This is a genomic window from Streptococcus sanguinis (genome assembly GCF_900635155.1).
In the GTDB taxonomy this organism is placed as follows: domain Bacteria; phylum Bacillota; class Bacilli; order Lactobacillales; family Streptococcaceae; genus Streptococcus; species Streptococcus sanguinis_G.
The window spans coordinates 1,852,547-1,868,571 of the sequence record NZ_LR134002.1; the positions used below are offsets into that span (position 1 = coordinate 1,852,547).

16 protein-coding genes and 1 pseudogene are annotated in these 16,025 nt (G+C 48.6%); all 17 read right to left on the reverse strand.

Features of this window, described 5'->3' with window-relative positions:
* Positions 1 to 31: 31 nt before the first annotated feature.
* Complete coding sequence (locus tag ELZ47_RS09250; protein ID WP_002901082.1) at positions 32 to 607, reverse strand: flavin reductase family protein; 576 nt, start codon at positions 605 to 607, stop codon at positions 32 to 34.
* Between the two features lie 51 nt (positions 608 to 658).
* Entirely contained in the window at positions 659 to 1,369 is a 711-nt protein-coding gene (locus ELZ47_RS09255) for an ABC transporter ATP-binding protein (protein ID WP_126435868.1), read from the reverse strand.
* Complete coding sequence (locus ELZ47_RS09260; RefSeq protein WP_126435869.1) at positions 1,356 to 2,147, reverse strand: ABC transporter ATP-binding protein; 792 nt, start codon at positions 2,145 to 2,147, stop codon at positions 1,356 to 1,358. Before ELZ47_RS09260 ends, ELZ47_RS09255 begins: the two co-directional genes overlap by 14 nt.
* Positions 2,135 to 2,941: an ABC transporter permease gene (locus ELZ47_RS09265; RefSeq protein WP_126435870.1), complete on the reverse strand. Its 807-nt coding sequence runs from the start codon at positions 2,939 to 2,941 to the stop codon at positions 2,135 to 2,137. The genes ELZ47_RS09260 and ELZ47_RS09265 overlap by 13 nt, the downstream gene beginning before the upstream one ends.
* Positions 2,934 to 3,875 (reverse strand): ABC transporter permease, encoded by a 942-nt coding sequence (locus ELZ47_RS09270; RefSeq protein ID WP_126435871.1) that lies wholly within the window; start codon positions 3,873 to 3,875, stop codon positions 2,934 to 2,936. Before ELZ47_RS09270 ends, ELZ47_RS09265 begins: the two co-directional genes overlap by 8 nt.
* A gap of 91 nt (positions 3,876 to 3,966) precedes the next feature.
* Positions 3,967 to 5,574 (reverse strand): nickel ABC transporter substrate-binding protein, encoded by a 1,608-nt coding sequence (gene nikA / locus ELZ47_RS09275; protein WP_125331221.1) that lies wholly within the window; start codon positions 5,572 to 5,574, stop codon positions 3,967 to 3,969.
* 87 nt (positions 5,575 to 5,661) lie between these two features.
* Entirely contained in the window at positions 5,662 to 6,471 is an 810-nt protein-coding gene (locus ELZ47_RS09280; protein ID WP_125331222.1) for an ABC transporter permease, read from the reverse strand.
* Positions 6,464 to 7,459: an ABC transporter permease gene (locus ELZ47_RS09285; RefSeq protein WP_126435872.1), complete on the reverse strand. Its 996-nt coding sequence runs from the start codon at positions 7,457 to 7,459 to the stop codon at positions 6,464 to 6,466. Before ELZ47_RS09285 ends, ELZ47_RS09280 begins: the two co-directional genes overlap by 8 nt.
* Positions 7,452 to 8,435 (reverse strand): annotated as a pseudogene (locus ELZ47_RS09290) (M14 family metallopeptidase). The gene ELZ47_RS09285 and the pseudogene ELZ47_RS09290 overlap by 8 nt, the downstream one beginning before the upstream one ends.
* Positions 8,425 to 9,195 (reverse strand): ABC transporter ATP-binding protein, encoded by a 771-nt coding sequence (locus tag ELZ47_RS09295; RefSeq protein ID WP_126435873.1) that lies wholly within the window; start codon positions 9,193 to 9,195, stop codon positions 8,425 to 8,427. Before ELZ47_RS09295 ends, ELZ47_RS09290 begins: the two are co-directional and overlap by 11 nt.
* Entirely contained in the window at positions 9,192 to 9,974 is a 783-nt protein-coding gene (locus ELZ47_RS09300; RefSeq protein WP_126435874.1) for an ABC transporter ATP-binding protein, read from the reverse strand. The genes ELZ47_RS09295 and ELZ47_RS09300 overlap by 4 nt, the downstream gene beginning before the upstream one ends.
* Before the next feature lie 3 nt (positions 9,975 to 9,977).
* Positions 9,978 to 11,573: an ABC transporter substrate-binding protein gene (locus tag ELZ47_RS09305; protein ID WP_197715322.1), complete on the reverse strand. Its 1,596-nt coding sequence runs from the start codon at positions 11,571 to 11,573 to the stop codon at positions 9,978 to 9,980.
* 116 nt (positions 11,574 to 11,689) lie between these two features.
* The gene (locus ELZ47_RS09310; protein WP_126435876.1) at positions 11,690 to 12,793 is read right to left on the reverse strand and encodes an NADH-dependent flavin oxidoreductase; all 1,104 of its coding nucleotides are present in this window, start codon (positions 12,791 to 12,793) and stop codon (positions 11,690 to 11,692) included.
* Between the two features lie 55 nt (positions 12,794 to 12,848).
* Entirely contained in the window at positions 12,849 to 13,421 is a 573-nt protein-coding gene (locus tag ELZ47_RS09315) for a histidine phosphatase family protein (protein WP_126436117.1), read from the reverse strand.
* Positions 13,421 to 14,146: an adenosylcobinamide-GDP ribazoletransferase gene (gene cobS, locus ELZ47_RS09320; RefSeq protein ID WP_126435877.1), complete on the reverse strand. Its 726-nt coding sequence runs from the start codon at positions 14,144 to 14,146 to the stop codon at positions 13,421 to 13,423. The genes ELZ47_RS09315 and cobS overlap by 1 nt, the downstream gene beginning before the upstream one ends.
* Positions 14,143 to 14,727: a bifunctional adenosylcobinamide kinase/adenosylcobinamide-phosphate guanylyltransferase gene (gene cobU, locus ELZ47_RS09325; protein WP_126435878.1), complete on the reverse strand. Its 585-nt coding sequence runs from the start codon at positions 14,725 to 14,727 to the stop codon at positions 14,143 to 14,145. The genes cobS and cobU overlap by 4 nt, the downstream gene beginning before the upstream one ends.
* Positions 14,720 to 16,018 (reverse strand): glutamate-1-semialdehyde 2,1-aminomutase, encoded by a 1,299-nt coding sequence (gene hemL, locus ELZ47_RS09330; protein ID WP_126435879.1) that lies wholly within the window; start codon positions 16,016 to 16,018, stop codon positions 14,720 to 14,722. Before hemL ends, cobU begins: the two co-directional genes overlap by 8 nt.
* Between the last annotated feature and the right edge of the window lie 7 nt (positions 16,019 to 16,025).

Here is a 16,025-nt window from a genome sequence, read left to right on the forward strand (position 1 = left end):
CCGCTGAGACCTAAATATCTCAGCGGTTTCTTTATTTTTCTTCTTGTTTGCGGATTTCTTTGATAATGGAGCCCATCTTGACTGACTCGTCGCTGAAATAGCGGTAAAGGCGTCCATCGCCATCTCCCATGTAGCTGATAGGAGAAAAGCGGTCACTGCGGAAAGCGTCATTCTCATCAATCAAATCCTCATCCACCACGCGCCGAGTGACACGGGCGATGACATTGGTCAATGCACCGCATTCGACCATATCCAGCACCTGACACTCAATGGATACAGGGCATTGGTCTACCAGCGGAGCATCCACCGTCTCGCCAATTGTGTAGCTAAGACCGGTCAGGGCAAACTTGTCCTTGCGGCTGTTGAAACCAGCAATTTCAGACTCTTTAGTCAAATCCTTCTCAGGGACATTGACTGTGAATTGCTGGTGCTTGGTAATCTCTGTAATGGCATTCCCCTTGGTACGCATGGCAATAACCATCATACTTCCCAAGGAATAAACCGAGCTTGAAGTCGAAATATTATAGCCGTGCACATCGTCCTTATAGCCTAAAAAGAAGACTGGAAAGCCGAAGTAAAGTTTTCTCGTTTCAAAAGTACGTTTCATATATGTTCCTTTATTTTTAATTCTAAAATAGATTAGCTGGCTGGGGCATGATCAACTGAAATGTCCCTTATCCCCTATCAATTTTTTTGTCACAGGGTGATGAGCCTGGATAGGAAGCTCAAAGTCCTTTATCTCGTCAACGATTTCCCCGTCTGCCATGACCAAAATCCGATGGCAGAGAGCGTAGCTCAGCTTGAAGTCATGCGAGATGAAAAGATAGGTCAGCTGGTATTTCTCCCACAAATCATATAGGAGGCGTAACAACCTTCCCTGAACAATGGGATCCAGGCCGCTCAGAGCCTCATCAAAGATAAGAATATCTGGCTTTAAGAGCAGGCCACGGGCGATGCAAATCCGTTGAAGCTGGCCACCGCTGAGCTGGCGCGCCGGCTGACTCAGATAGCTTTTATCTAGACCGACGTCTTCTAAAATAGCTTCTATCTCTTCCCTTGCGACATCTTTTGGCAGCGCTTCTGTCAAGACCTGCTCGACTGTAAAGTTCGGATTGACTGAGTGAAGCGAGTCCTGAAAAACCAGCAGAATTCTCACGCCAGACTTTTTGACTGAGTAGGGCTGGCCATCCAGCAGGATCTCACCCTGGCTAGGTTTTTCTAGGCCAATCAGTAATTTAGCTAGCGTGCTCTTGCCACTGCCGCTCTCGCCCATCAGGCCGATAATTTCACCCTTCTGAACTGTAAAATCACAGTCTTTGACAACCATTTTCCCATTGAATTTTTTAAAAACATGTCTACATTCCAGCATCTTGTCTCACCAACCGTTCGTATGGATTTCCTAAGATAAGGTCTTGACTATAGGTCTGCGAAGGACTCTCAAGGAGCTTGGCCACTGGCCCTTCCTCCATGATAGCGCCCTGATACATGACAAGCATCTTGCCTCCTAGCTCTCGCGCCAAATGATAATCATGGGTCACTGTGATGAGGGTCTTTCCCTTAGCCAGCTGCTCCTTTAAGATGAGGATAATCTGCTCGCGATTGTGGATATCCAGCGCCGAAGTAGGCTCATCCAAAATGATGGTCTCCGGCTCTAGGCAGAGCAAGATAGCCAACATGACCCGCTGCAGCATACCGCCACTGAGCTCAAAAGGATATTTCTTCAACAGTTCTTCCGGCTCTCCCAGTCGCACCTCTTTCATGGAAGCTATTGCCTTATCTATACAGGCCTCTTTTGAAATCTTGCTATGACTGCGCAGGGTTTCCCAAAAATGGCTTTGAATGGTCTGAAAGGGATTGAACATAGCCATCGGATTTTGAGTCATATAGGCTACTTTACTGCCTCGCAGCTTCTGCCAAGCTTTGAGAGAATTTCGCTCCAAAGCCATGGAACCATAGTGGACTTCTCCTTGCATACTCAAGGATGGAGGCAGCTGACCAATCAATATCTTGGTTAAGAGAGTTTTACCAGAACCACTCTCCCCGATAATGAGCAGCGACTGCCCTGCCTCCACTTCAAAGCTGATGTCCTGCAGAATGGTCTTTTGCTCAATCTGGGCTGTCAGTTTCTTTACTGCTATTTTTTCCATATCTGTTTCCAGCCTTTCTCTTCAAAGCATTCGGCAAAAAGATTAAAGGCAACCACCGTCAGAAAGATAGCCAGGCCGGGCGCCAGCATCATCCAAGTTGCCGTTTGAAAATGGCTTCTAGCGTCATGCAGCATCATGCCCCACTCGGTAATGTTGGGTTGTACACCGATTCCCAAGAAGGAAAAACCAGAAATCATGAGAATGATATTCCCAATATTCATCAGCACAATAATCAAAATAGGCTTGTAGATGAAGGGCAGGATATGGGTTTTGAGGATATGGAACTGGGAGAGTCCCATGGTCTGGGCAGAAATGACATAGGCTTCCTCCTTGGCACTCTTGACCAGATTGGCCGTCACCCGAGCGTAGTAAACCCACTCTATGATGACAATGGCTAAAATCATATTGGTCATTCCCTGCCCTAGTATCCCAACGGTAGCTAGCGAGAGCAGGAAGCTTGGAAATGCAGAAATAACATTTGCAAACCATAAGAAAGTCGCTTCAGCCTTTCCCTGGTACCATCCAATCAGCAAGCCGACTGTGACACCGATGACCACTTCCAGCAGGCTAATAGTCAAGGATAAAAAGAGAGAATAACGAGCCCCGTGCAACAGACGAGACAAGACATCTCTGCCCAGCTGATCAGTTCCCAATAGATGAACAGCATCAGGCGGCATCAGTTTATTGGAAATCTCTACATGCTGGGGGTCAAAGGAGGATAGATAGGGAGCAAAGAGAGCGCAGATAAAGAGGACCAGCAAAATGACACTTGAAAAAATAAATCGTTTAGACATTGCTCCTCCTTTTTCTGACTCTAGGGTCTATCCAGAGCGGCAGCTGCTGGGTTAGAATGTTATTTTCCAAGAATAATAGGCCAAATAAAAGCATACAGCACTGGATGATGGGTAGATCCACAGCCTGCAAAGCATCCACAAAGAGAGAGCCGACACCATTCCAAGAGAAGACTTCTTCGACAATCAAGGAGCCTGTCAGAAGATAGACCAAGGTCAGGCTCAGGCCTGTCGCAATGGCTGGCAGGGAATTTCTCAAGAGATGATTCTTGACCAGGAAGAACTTGCTGACTCCGCGCAGGAGGGCATTTTCAACATGGACACTCTTCATCTGTTCTATCACGGCCTTACGGATCAAGGCGGTATATTGGCCAATCAATGACATACTAAGGGTCAGACTGGGAAGAATCAAGCTGCTAAAATCCTGCTTGCCCGAAACTGGCAGCCATCTGAGCTGAACAGCAAAAACCACAATCAGCATGTAACCTAGCCAAAAGCTGGGCATGGAAACGCTGGAAAAGGATAGAAAGCGATTGACCTTATCAAAGAGAGAACCCTTGTAGACTGCACTAAAAATTCCCAAAGGAATAGACGTAAGCAAAATGAGGGCAAAGGAAGTCAAGCCCAGAGAAAGGGTGGACTGGAAACGCTCCAACACCAGGGGCAGGACAGGAACCTTTAATAGATAAGATGTCCCAAAATCCCCACGAAGAGCCTTAGTCAGCCAGCCTAGATACTGCTGGGGCCAAGGTTGATTGAGTCCCAGATATTCTCTGGCTTTTTCCAAGGATTGAGGAGTCACTTGAATCTTAGATATTCTTAAATAGTTTTCTGCTTGATCCGCCGAGGACAGCTTGGCCAAGAGAAAGGTCAATACTGAAATCATCAAGAGGGCAGCAAAGAGAGAAACTATTGTTTTAAATAAATCTTTTTTCATATTTCTTAAAAGAAAAGGGGCGGCTGCTAAGTTTTTAACCTTGGCAGCACTACTCCCTTTATATGCAAATTTGCAGTTATGAAGCCAGTTTTTATTTTTTCTCAATATAGCGCAGTGGGAAAGCATTTTCTTCTGGAGCAAAGCGCATGCCATCGAGTTCTCCCTTGCGATAGACAGAGACAACGGATTGGTAAGTGATTGGAATATAGATAGCTTCATCATGGAGCATAGTGAGAACTTTCTTATAACCTTCATCAACTTTTGCTTCGTCTGGCTCAACCAGAGTCGCCTTGATAATGCTATTCATTTCTGACTTAGATGGCAGAGCTTCTAGGGAAACATTTTCTGGGTGGCCATGATCTGCTGGTGAAGTCAAGGCAGTCATCCAAGCGTGTGGGTCCCAAGGTGCTCCCCAAGAGAAGGTCAGCATCAAATCAAAGTCGCCAGTCTTAATATTTTCCCAGTAGTCATCTTCTTCCATAGCTTTGAGCTGAACATCAATTCCGATTTTCTTCCATTCGCCTTGGAAGTACTCAACCAAGTCCTTGTCTGTCGCCTTAGACGAGATATAAGGAACATTTAGACTTAATTTCTTGCCATCTTTTTCGCGGATACCGTCAGATCCTTTCTTCCAGCCTGCTTGATCCAGCATCTTTTCAGCCAGCTCGATATCATACTCATACGGAGTGATATTGGCATCAGAGTGCGGTGTAGACTTAGAGAAGATAGTATCAGCTGGTGTTTCTGTTCCGCGGAAAATGTCTTTCGCGATAGACTTTTTATCAACCGCATGGTTCATCGCCTGACGAACAGCCTTATCTTTGAAGATTTCTTGCTTGGCATTCAAGAGCATGAGGCGGCTGGACATTGGCTGAGATACGTCTGTCGTATACTTGTCATCCTTGGCATACTTAGCAAAGTTATCCAGACCGATAACGCCATTTCCATAGATCAAGTCTACATTTCCAGACTCAAACTCAAGAGCACGGGTTTGTGGATCTGGGATAATCTTGACCGTTACTTCTTTGAGTTTAGGCTTTTCACCCCAGTAATTTTCATTACGGGCAAAGGTGATGTACTCATTTGCCTTCTTGTCTTTGACAACCCATTGACCGGTTCCGATTGGCTTTTTGAGATTATCCTTAGTCGTGTCGTCTCCGTCAGGGAAGGCAGCGTCAGCTACGAAACGGATCGGACGAATCATTGATAAATCATAGAGAGTCGCACTGTAGGCTTGTTTGAGCTTAATCTCAAAGGTATGCTCATCGACAACTCGGTAGCTTTCCAGCTGGTTGGTGAAGTCAAACCAAGTGTGGTTTTTCTTATTTTCTTCTGAAAAGACGGTATCGAAATTGCGTTTGACATTCTCTGCATTAAAATCAGAGTCGTCTGAGAATTTTGCCTTTCTCAGCTTGAAGGTATAGGTTTTACCATCTTCACTAATATCCCAGCTTTCTGCCAAGGCTGGCTCGATTTTACCATTGTCACCATAGCGGACTAGGCCTTCATAGACCATATCCTGAATGACAAATTGGTCTGGATTGTAGCGGTGAGGATTGACATCCCCAAAGTCTTCGCCCCAGACCATGGTGAGTTTGTCTTTCTCATTGACCTGTTGGGAAGAGTTTGAGTTTTGCTGGCAGGCTACCAAGAATAAAGGCAGCAAGAGGACAACTAATAAAAATAATTTTTTTCTCATTTTTATTGAATCACTTTCTTGTATTCATATTTTTTGTTTGCAGTCCCAAGAGATAGGAGATGCAGTTTAGCTGGTGATTTTTGATGATTAACTCATGCGATTGTACTTGCTGTTGAGCGCATCTCCGAACTTGGTGAAGAGGAGAATAGTCAAAATCAGCAAGATACACGGGAAGACCACAATCCAAGGGGCTTCCTGGATATAAATCCGGCCGTCATTAATCATGGCTCCCCACTCAGGCGAGGGCGCCTGAGCGCCCAGTCCGACAAAGCTGAGACCCGCGATTTCCATGATAATGGTGCTGATGTCAAAGCTCATGGTCGTCAGAATCTGAGGAAAAAGACTAGGGAAATAATAGTTTTTCAGAGTTGTCCAAAAACTATTGCCATACATTTTAGAGGACTGGATATAGGGTTCATTTTTCAGCTGCAGAGTCATGGAGCGCATCAGGTAGGCATACTTGGTCCAGGCCGTCAGGCAGATAGCGATGAGGGTTTGCTGGAGACCGATGCCCAATATACTAACGATAGCAATGACCAAAATGATAGATGGGAAAGACTGAAAAGCCGTGATAACCAGCAAGATGAGCTGGTCGAATTTCCCGCCGATGAAGGCACTGGTCACCCCGATAAAGGAACCCACTGCCGCAATCAACATCAGAATCATCAGGGCCGGCAGAACTGTTTCCGCACCCCCGCTCACTGCACGCGCAAAGACAGACCGGCCTAGAGCGTCTGTTCCGAACCACTCACTGCTGCTCGGTCCTTGCAAGGCTTGTCCCAGATTGACCTTGGTCAAACTGTCACCCAAGAGACGAGGAGCCAAGGAGGATAGGACTAGGGCTAGGATGATAAGGCCGCCCAAAATCAGGAGTTTTCGATTGATTTTTTTATCCATACGAGCCCTCCTTGCTTGTTTTTAGTCTCTTCATGCGCGGCAGCAGTTTGGGATTTTCCTGAGCCAGTCGGACGCGAGGATTGAGCCAAACCATGAGCAGCTGAAAGACTAGATTTACAGTCAAGACTCCCGCTGTGATAAAGAGGACCGCCCCCTGAACAAGGGGATAATCCCGCTTGGCGACGACTCCTATCAGCATCTTACCGATGCCCGGCCAGGAAAAGAGGTGCTCGATAATAGCCACCCCTCCTAGGAGCGAGCCCAGAGAAAGGCTGACCAAGGTCAGAAGAAAGGGCAGAACATTGTAAATCACATCATGCAGCAGGATATGTCCCTCTCGAATCCCCCGACCTCGCGCACCTTCGACTTCTGGTGAATGCAGTATTTCTATCAAAGCGGTCCGCAGCTGCGGGATATAGCGAGTAGACATGATCATGGCCAGTGTCATGACTGGCAGGACTAGGCCCAGCTCATTGGCCGTTGCCTGAATGGGAAGCCAGTGAAGCTGAACGGAAAAGATCAGAATCAGGATAATTCCCATAACAAAGCTAGGAATGGCATTCAGGAAGGCCAGACCTGCCATCAGGAAGCGGTCGATAGGCTTTCCAGCATGGTAGGATGTGTAGAGAGCTGTCGGCAGGGAAATCCCCAGAGTCGCTAACAGGGTATAAAAAGCTAGGTAGACTGTATTGGGAAAATAGAAAACCAGCTGCTCCCAGACCGAAGCTCCAGAATTATAGGTCACACCAAAGTCACCATGGACAATCCTGCCCAGCCAGGCCAGATATTGCTCCATAAAGCTGCCATTCAGTCCCATCTCTGCCCGCTTGATTTCCAGCAGTTCCTTGGTAAAAGGAATGCCCTGAGCGTTGAGGATGCTCTCAGCCGGATCTCCCGGTGCTAGATAAACCAGTAAAAAGGAGATAAAGCTGACGCAGAGCAGGATAAGGACGAATTGCAGAATTGTTTTGATAATAAATTTAATCATGCGCCTCCCTTTCAGATGTCTGGTAGCTTCCAGGCTTCTTGCTAGCTACAGCCAACAGCACTTCGCCTTGGTGGACGACCAAGGTCGCTTTCTGGTAGAGGACCAGACCGTCTTCCTTGGCAATCACCTTTTCTAAAATATTGCCATAAATATCACAGATTTCACCGATGACCTGACCAGCCTGTACTGTTTAATTGGGCCGAACAAAGCACATCCAGCAGCCCGACCTCTGACAGGTCAGATAGTAGCTGTCATCAAAGATCAGTGGCGCCTGCTTATAATAGGGCATAACCCCTTCAAAAAGATAGCGGGCGACTTGCTTGACTGACTGCTTCATGGCCAGCACATCCTCTGGCAGACAGGTGCCATTTTCTCCCTGCTCCAGCAGGATGCTAGGCAAACCATAGTCCACCGAGGCAGCGTGGTAGAGGTTGCCACGGTCCTGAGATTGGTAGATTATCGGTGTCCCAGAAGCCTGCAGCATCTGATAAGACTTTTCAACCACCTCTGGATTCGCCCGCAGTGAGTAATAGCCATGCGGTGTCAGCAGCTCTTCTCGATTACCGCTATGCAGGTCAATCAAGAAATCACTGACGCTAAAGACCTGACTCTCAATCACAGACCGAATCTGATAGCTGAGGCTGGAAACTGGCTCTTGATTCTGAAAAATCCTGTTCAGATTGAGGCCGTCCTCAGGTACAAGCGTCGTTTCCCGAGCCCAAAAGCCACTGACATTGACTGCATGCAGGAGGAGGACAGAGCCCTGAAAGTTAAAGTCCCACTCATGCGCCAAGTCCATCAGCGCCTTTACTCCGACATACTCGCAGCCATGGACCGCCGCACTGATGGTCAGCAAGGGCTGGGAGGCTTGTCCTTTGAGCAGGGTGTACTGGATAGCCAGCTCATCTGTGATGGGCAGACTGCCTTGATAGCTGCTGCATGGCGCCATAGAGTCTAGTTGTTGCTTAATCCTCATCTTTATCCTCCCTGTACTGACTGAGCAAGAGCTTGGTATAGTCACTCTTGGGAGCAGAGACGACCTCTCGCATGCTGCCCTTTTCTTGCACGATTCCGTCCTTGAGGACAATCAAATCTTCCGCAAAATTGCTGACCAGAGCGATGTCATGTGAGATGAAGAGAAAGGAGGTCTGCGAGCGTTCCTTGATATCTGCCAGCAGCTGCATGACTTCATACTGAACGGTCACATCCAAGGCACTAGTGATTTCATCACAGATGAGCACATCTGGATTAATCAGCAGGGCACGGGCAATGGCTGCCCGCTGGCATTCTCCTCCGCTCAGTTGATGCGGAAGCCGTTGGGCAAGCTCAGGTGTCAGACCAACCGATCTCAGCAAGTCATGGATGGCCTGCTTTCTATCTGACTGCTGCTGATAGAGAGAGAAGTTTCGACAGACCTCTTCTAGGCTCTGCTGAATGCTGCGCTTGGGATGAAAGGTCGACTGGGGCTGCTGGGCAATATACTGGACCCGAGCATAGTAGTCCCTATCCTTGTAGGCAGAGACTGGCTGGCCCAGTAGAGTCAGCTCCCCTTGGTCTGGCTTTAAAAAGCGGCAAATGAGTTTGGCAATAGTACTTTTTCCAGAGCCTGATTCACCGACCAGACCCAAAGCCTGTCCCTTTCCCAAGCTAATATCAATATCAAAGACACCGATTCTCCGCTCGCCTATCTGATCATACTCGTAAGTCAGCTGCTGACCAACTAATACTTGATTCATAGCCGCCCCCCTTCTCTAAACTCCGCCAATTTAGGCACTGCCTTCAGCAATTTCTGGGTATAAGCCTGCTCAGGATAGCGAAGAACTTGATGGGCTGGACCGCTTTCGACAATCTGCCCTTCTTTCATGACAACTACTTTTTGCGCCAGATGCTCAGCTACACTGATATCATGTGTGACAAAAAGAATGGCCATGTTTTCCTCCTGATGAAGCTTGCTCAAGAGATCAAGCAGCTTCATTTTCGACAGGACATCCAGAGCGCTAGTCGGCTCATCAGCCAGCAGCAGTTTGGGCCTGCTGGCTAGAGCCAGCGCTACACCGACTAGCTGCATCATACCACCGCTGAGCTCGAAAGGATACTTATTGACGACTTTTTCAGGCAGCAACCCCACCATCTCTAGGCATTCTTCCAAGGGGCGGAAATTTGCTGCTTGCTTGCCCTGATTTTTCACCAAGTCCTGATAATGCTTTTTGATCTTACGGCGGTTATTAAAGCTGAGACTGGCATGCTGGCTAATCCAGGCCACTTCTCGGCCTACAAAAGGCAGATAAATGCGGTGGTCCTGGGGCTGAATTTCCTGCCCCTCAAAGGTAATACTGCCCTCTGTTACTGTCAGCCCCCTAAGAGGGAGACCCAGCAGCATCTTGAGCAGGGTGGACTTGCCACTGCCACTCTCGCCCACAATCGAAAGGGACTCCCCCTCAGCAAGAGAGAGGGAGACCCGATCGAGAATGACTTTATCTGCTGACTGCACCAGCAGATCTTTCATTTCCAGCATGTTTTATTCCTTTGAAAGTTTGTTGCTGACGTGATAGTAGTCTGTTGGATGGGATTCCAAACCAGAGACGGACTTGTCCATTACCAGAGCGACCTTGAAGAAGCCGATGATGGTAAAGCCGTAGTCCTTATCCATGATTTCTTGGATTTCCTTGCTGAGCTGATTGCGCTTAGCTGGATCAGTTTCAGTCGCTAACTCTTCGATTTTCTTGTCTGCTTCTGGGTTGCTGTAGTGACCGATATTGGCTGTACCATTGGTCTTAACGGCACTGTTGAAGAAGGCATATGGATCACCGATAGGAGCTGCTACCACCGCGTAAGGTGTGAAGGCATAGTCCTTTTCACTGGCAACGGCACTGACTTCAACTTTCTTAATAGTCGCTTCGATTCCGACTTCCTTGAGCTGTTGCTGGCTTGCTTCTACAGCCAGCGGCATTTCAGGCAGACGAGTAAAGGACAGCAGCTCAATGCTGACTTTTTGACCGTCTTTTTCACGGTAGCCATCGCCGTCAGTATCCTTGTAGCCAGCTTCATCCAAGAGTTTCTTAGCCTTGTCTACGTTAAATTCATGAACGCTCTTTTGCAAGGCAAAGGCGAAGCCAGTAGGGAAAGGTCCAACAGCAGGCACAGCTGAGCCTTTAAAGAGGGATTCAGAGTAGGTCTTCTTGTCTACCAAGGTATCTAAAGCCTGACGGAACTTGTCATCTGCTACGTAAGGATTTTCAAAGTTATAGTAATAAGCTAGGTAGCGGGAACCTTCTACCTCAGAGATTTTGTAGTTCTTATCGGAAGCATAGGTACTTAGATTTGCATAAGGCAGACCATAGACGGCATCGACTTCCTTAGACTTGAGAGCTGCGGAAATGGCCGTCGGATCAGAGAAGTATTTGATCTTCAGATTAGCAACTTTTGGCTTGCCATCCCAGTAGTCATCATAAGCCTTGAGCTCTGCTCCGCTCTCAGGAGTGTACTTGGTCACCATGTAAGGGCCAGTTCCGACAGGAGCCTTGTCAGATGCACTCTTGCCAGTCGTATCGACAATGGCGGAGTATGGCTCTGCCAAGAGATTCGCCATGATAGGTTGCACAGCCTTTGTCTTGATGGTCACGGTTTGACCCTCCGCAGAGATACTGTCAATGCCCATATCTGATGCTGCCCGTTCGCTGGTCTTAATCAAGCGTTCCAGAGAAGCTTTGACCTTTTCACCGGTCATTTTTTCACCATTTTGGAAAGTCACCTTATCCTTGAGGGTAATTTTCCACTCTAGGTCTGAGACTGCTTCGATTTTCTCAGCCAGCCAAGGTTTTACTTCAAGTTTGTCGTCCATCTTAAAGAGGGTTTCTCCCACTCCGTAACGGACCGTGAACCAGCCATTGTATTCCGCTGCTGGATCTACATTTGCTGGAAATTGCGTATAACCAATGGTTACAGTCTTACTGCCACTATCACCAGCAGGTTCGCTGGTTTTGCTAGGGTTTACACAGGAGGCCAGGGCTAGGCCTGCCAAGGCTAAAACCATAATTTTTTTAAAATGTTTCATAAAATATTCAACTTCCTTTTCTATTTTGTAAACTACTTTAAGACGATCTGTCCTAGTCAAATCTAAATACGCTTCGCTCTCTGTCTAAGGTGGTTCTATGTCCTGAAGATGAGAGAGCAAACGAGTGAAAAACAAATGATTGCTCATTATTTGTCCTCCTTCTGGCTTGGTATGTCTTAATCTTTTCCTTCCAGATAGCTTCGAGCATCTTCGACAAAGGCAGTTGGTAGAGCCAAGTCAGCCTGCAGCTCATCACGATAAGCTCGGATGACTTCTGCCTCCCGGCCAGAGACAACCTTTTCTGTCCAATCTGGGTCTAGGAGCAGGGCCTTGCCGAGGGCAAAGAGCGGAATCCCCGCATCCAATACTCGCTGGGCATCCTGCTTGGTCTCTATCTGACCGACACCAATCAGGGGCACTCTATCATTAATTTTTCTGATAATTTTCTGAATCACTGGCTCCGAGTCCTGAGAATCTCTGATGGACGTGCGCCAGACATCAGAGGTCGAAATATGCAGATAGTCTACTTGATGATAGATAAGCTGCTCCAGTAACTGCAGGGTATCATAAAGCTGGATACCTGGCTCCTCAAGTTCTTCTGGAGAAAAGCGATAGCCAATCAGGAAGGGGCGGTCGGCCTCTTCTTTGACTAGTTGCTTGGCTCTTTTCAGCAAGGTCTTTGGAAAGCGTAGGCGGTTGTTAAGGCTGCCGCCCCACTTGTCCTGACGGACATTTGAATGAGGAGAGACAAACTGCTGGATCAGGTAGGTATTGGCGCCATGAAGCTCGACTCCATCAAATCCAGCCTGAATCGCCCGTCTGATAGCTGACAGAAAGTCCTCTATGACCTGCTCCACTTCAGCGTTCTTGAGCGCCCTTGGCTCTGCCAAATAATCGCGCGGAGCCTTGACAGCGCTGGGTGCTACTGGCTGACCGTCAATCAAATCAGGCAGAACCATACGACCACCATGATAGAGCTGCACAATAGCCAGAGCCCCTTGGTCCTTGATGGCCTTGGCCAGACGGCTAAGCCCCTCAATCTTATCGTCCTCGGCGCCGCTGAAGCTCTCCGCAAAGGATTTGCCCAGAGGATGGACATAGGTACTGCCAGTAATGACCATGCCAACCGACCTAGAGCGGCGGGCAAAAAAGTCAATATCTGCCTGAGATACATAGCCACCGGGCTCACTAGCGCAGATGGTCATAGGCGCCAAGACAACGCGATTGCGCATGGTCTGACCATTTTTAAAAGTAAATTTATCCTGAATCTGTGTATTCATCTGGTCACCTCTTTCCCAAGACAAATCCTGTTGTTTGTTTTTAAATAATAAATCCTTAGAGTAAAGTCGCCTGCCAAGTCCGGTCCCGCTCTTCCAAGAGCAGCACTTGTTCTTGGGGGACATCAATGTTCCAAAAAACAGCCTCTGGGTCAACCAAATGTTGGTAAATCAAGCGCAACACTCCCAAATGAGCGACTAGAGCCACTGACTCGCCCCCGCTCTCCAGCAAGCAGTCCGTTGCACTCCAGACTCGGGTCTGAAAGTCGGCGAAAACTTCTGCCTCAGGAGGCGTGACCTCAAAGGGGGCTTCCAGCCAAGCCTGCCAGACTTCTGGAAAAGCCGCTTCAATCTGATCAGCTGTCAATCCTTCCCATTGTCCAAAGCCACGCTCGTCAAAATCAGCTATGGCCTGAACTTGCCTGTCTGGAAAAGCCAGCTGGGCTGTTTCCTGCGTCCGCTTGAGACAACTGGTGTAAATCACATCAACTGGGTGCTCCTGCATCAGCAGCGCCAGCTGCTTGGCATCTTTTTGGCCTTGCTCGTTGATAGAGACATCATGGCTGCCGTAGAAACAGCGCCTGCGGTTGTAGTCTGTCTGACCATGCCGCATCAGATACCATCTTTTCATCATAGCACCACCAATCCTAAGAGATAGAGGAGCTGGGCAATTTCGACATAGGCTCCCAGCGTATCGCCTGTGTGGCCGTCAATTTTATTATAAACGAACCGACGATAGCCGATTGCTCCCAGAACTACCAAGCTGTAGGCCAGAAGGCCTCTCCAGCTGAAAACCAGCAGAGACAGGAGCAAAGGCAAAAGCTGGGCAAGCAGGATATGACTAGTCTTGCTGCCACTGAAGAAATTCCCCGAGCCACCGCCTTCTCTGGCGTAGGCCATCCGGTAGAGCTGTAGACTCAGACCAGCCTTGCCAATCATGGTCAGACTAGCCACGATAAACCAGCGAGGCTCTGGCAGATAAGGGTAGAGAACCAGCATCAGAGCATAGTAGAGAATGAGTGCCAGTACGCCATTGCTGCCAATGCGACTGTCCTTCATAATCTCTAGCATCCGCTCCTTCTTACGAGAGGAGAAGAGCCCGTCTGCCGTATCCGCTAGGGCGTCTAAGTGAAAACCACCTGTCAGCAAAACATCGAAAGCAAGGGTCAGAACCCAAGCGACCATCCCTGGCAGAACTAGACTCGTCAGGAAATAAAATCCTCCTGAAATCAAACCCAGCAAGAGGCCAAAGAGAGTCAGAAAAGGAAGTCCCCGTCGCAAGTAGGAGATATCCACTGCCTTTGGAATCACAATCCGGCTAAAAAATTGGGTATAGATAATCAACGCCTTTATCATTTCAACTGCTGAGCGAGGCCGCAGATAACGAGATAAGCCTCACTCGCCTCCTTTGCAATCAGTTGGTTGATCTTGCCCTGCACATCACGGAAAAAGCGTCCGAGTCTGGTCTCAGGGACAATGCCCAGACCAACCTCGTCCGTTACAATCCAGCACTCAGCATTTGTCTGACGGATTGTAGACAAGAGTTCTTGCCATTCTTCTTCCAAGAGCTGCAGCAGGAAAGACTGCTCCTGCTGACTGAGAAAGTGTTCCTCCGTCAGCTCCAGCTTGTCTGGAAAATGCTGGGCAATCAAATCAAAGAGGCGATTGCTGGTCAGGAGAGTGGCACAATCCAGCAGGTAAACTGGATGCGACTGCTCTCGCAGCCAGTCTGCCAGCCCTGCATACTGCTCCTGAGTCGTCCAGGAAGCCGGCCGGCGTTCTTGGTGCAGCCGAATCCGCTCCTGCCATTCTGGATCATCTCCTCGGGGCAGGCCAGTCGCAATGTAGCAGACCTGCTCTCGATCCGCCAGGCGCTCCTCCGCAAATGCCGACTTGCCACTTCTGGCACCGCCTGTCACTAACACAATCTTAGCCATTTGCTTCTTCTTTCATTGCTTGAAATGCCCGCTCAAAGGCCGCCAAGGTCTGGTCTAGGTCCGCTCTAGTATGGGCACTGGACATAAAATTGGTTTCATACTGAGATGGCGCCAGATAAATGCCCTCTTCCAGCAAGAGACCGTGCAGTCTTGCAAACTGAGCATGGTCAGCCGCCTTAGAATCCTCAAAGTTACGAACCGGCTTCTGACTGAAGAAGAAGCCAAACATGGTTCCCTTGGACACGACTTGCAGATTAATGCTGTACTTATCGGCTAGACTTCGTAAGCCATCACAGAGGTAGCTCGTTTTTTCTTCAATCTCAGCAAAGAGCTCAGGTGTCAACTGTTTCAGGGTTTCGTAACCGGCCGTCATGGCGACTGGATTACCCGACAGGGTACCAGCCTGATAGATGCTGCCTAGGGGAGCTACCTGATCCATATAAACGGCCTTGCCGCCAAAGGCTGCGACTGGGAAGCCGCCACCGATGACCTTGCCCAAGCAGACCAAATCCGGCTCCGTTTGGTAGAGGCCAACTGCCCCCTGATAATGAGCTCGGAAACCACTCATGACCTCGTCTACGATGAATAGAGAGCCGTATTCCCGAGTGAGGGAGCGAATAGTACTGATAAAGTCCGCATCCGCTGGAATCAAGCCCATATTGCCAGCAACGGCTTCTAAAATGACACAGGCGATGTCATCTCCATGCTTTTCAAAGCAAGCCTTGAGAGCATATATATCATTGTATGGCAAGGCCAGAGTTTCCCCAGCTACCTGAGCAATGACTCCGGCAGAATCGGCAATCCCAAAGCTAGCTAAGCCTGAACCAGCCTGAACTAAAAAGGAATCGCTGTGGCCGTGATAGCAGCCGATAAATTTGACAATTTTAGATCGCTTGGTCACTCCACGCGCTACCCGAATGGCACTCATGGTCGCTTCCGTTCCCGAATTGACCATCCGCATTCTTTCCATGAAAGGCAGACGCTCCTGCACCAGCTGGCCGAGGGCAATCTCTCTGGGACTCGGAGCACCAAAACTGGTCCCCTCCCAAATAGCTTCCTCAACTGCTGGTAACACATCCTTAGGAGCATGCCCCAAAATCATAGGCCCCCAAGACAGGACGTAATCAATATAGCGGTTGCCATCGACATCATGCAGATAGGCTCCGCTGGCTTTTTCGATAAAAAGCGGATGACCGCCCACAGCCTTAAAAGCTCGGACAGGACTATTGACCCCGCCTGGAAAGAGCTGTTGAGCCTCTGTGAAATATTGGTTGGAATGTTCTCTCTTCAAGTTCGTC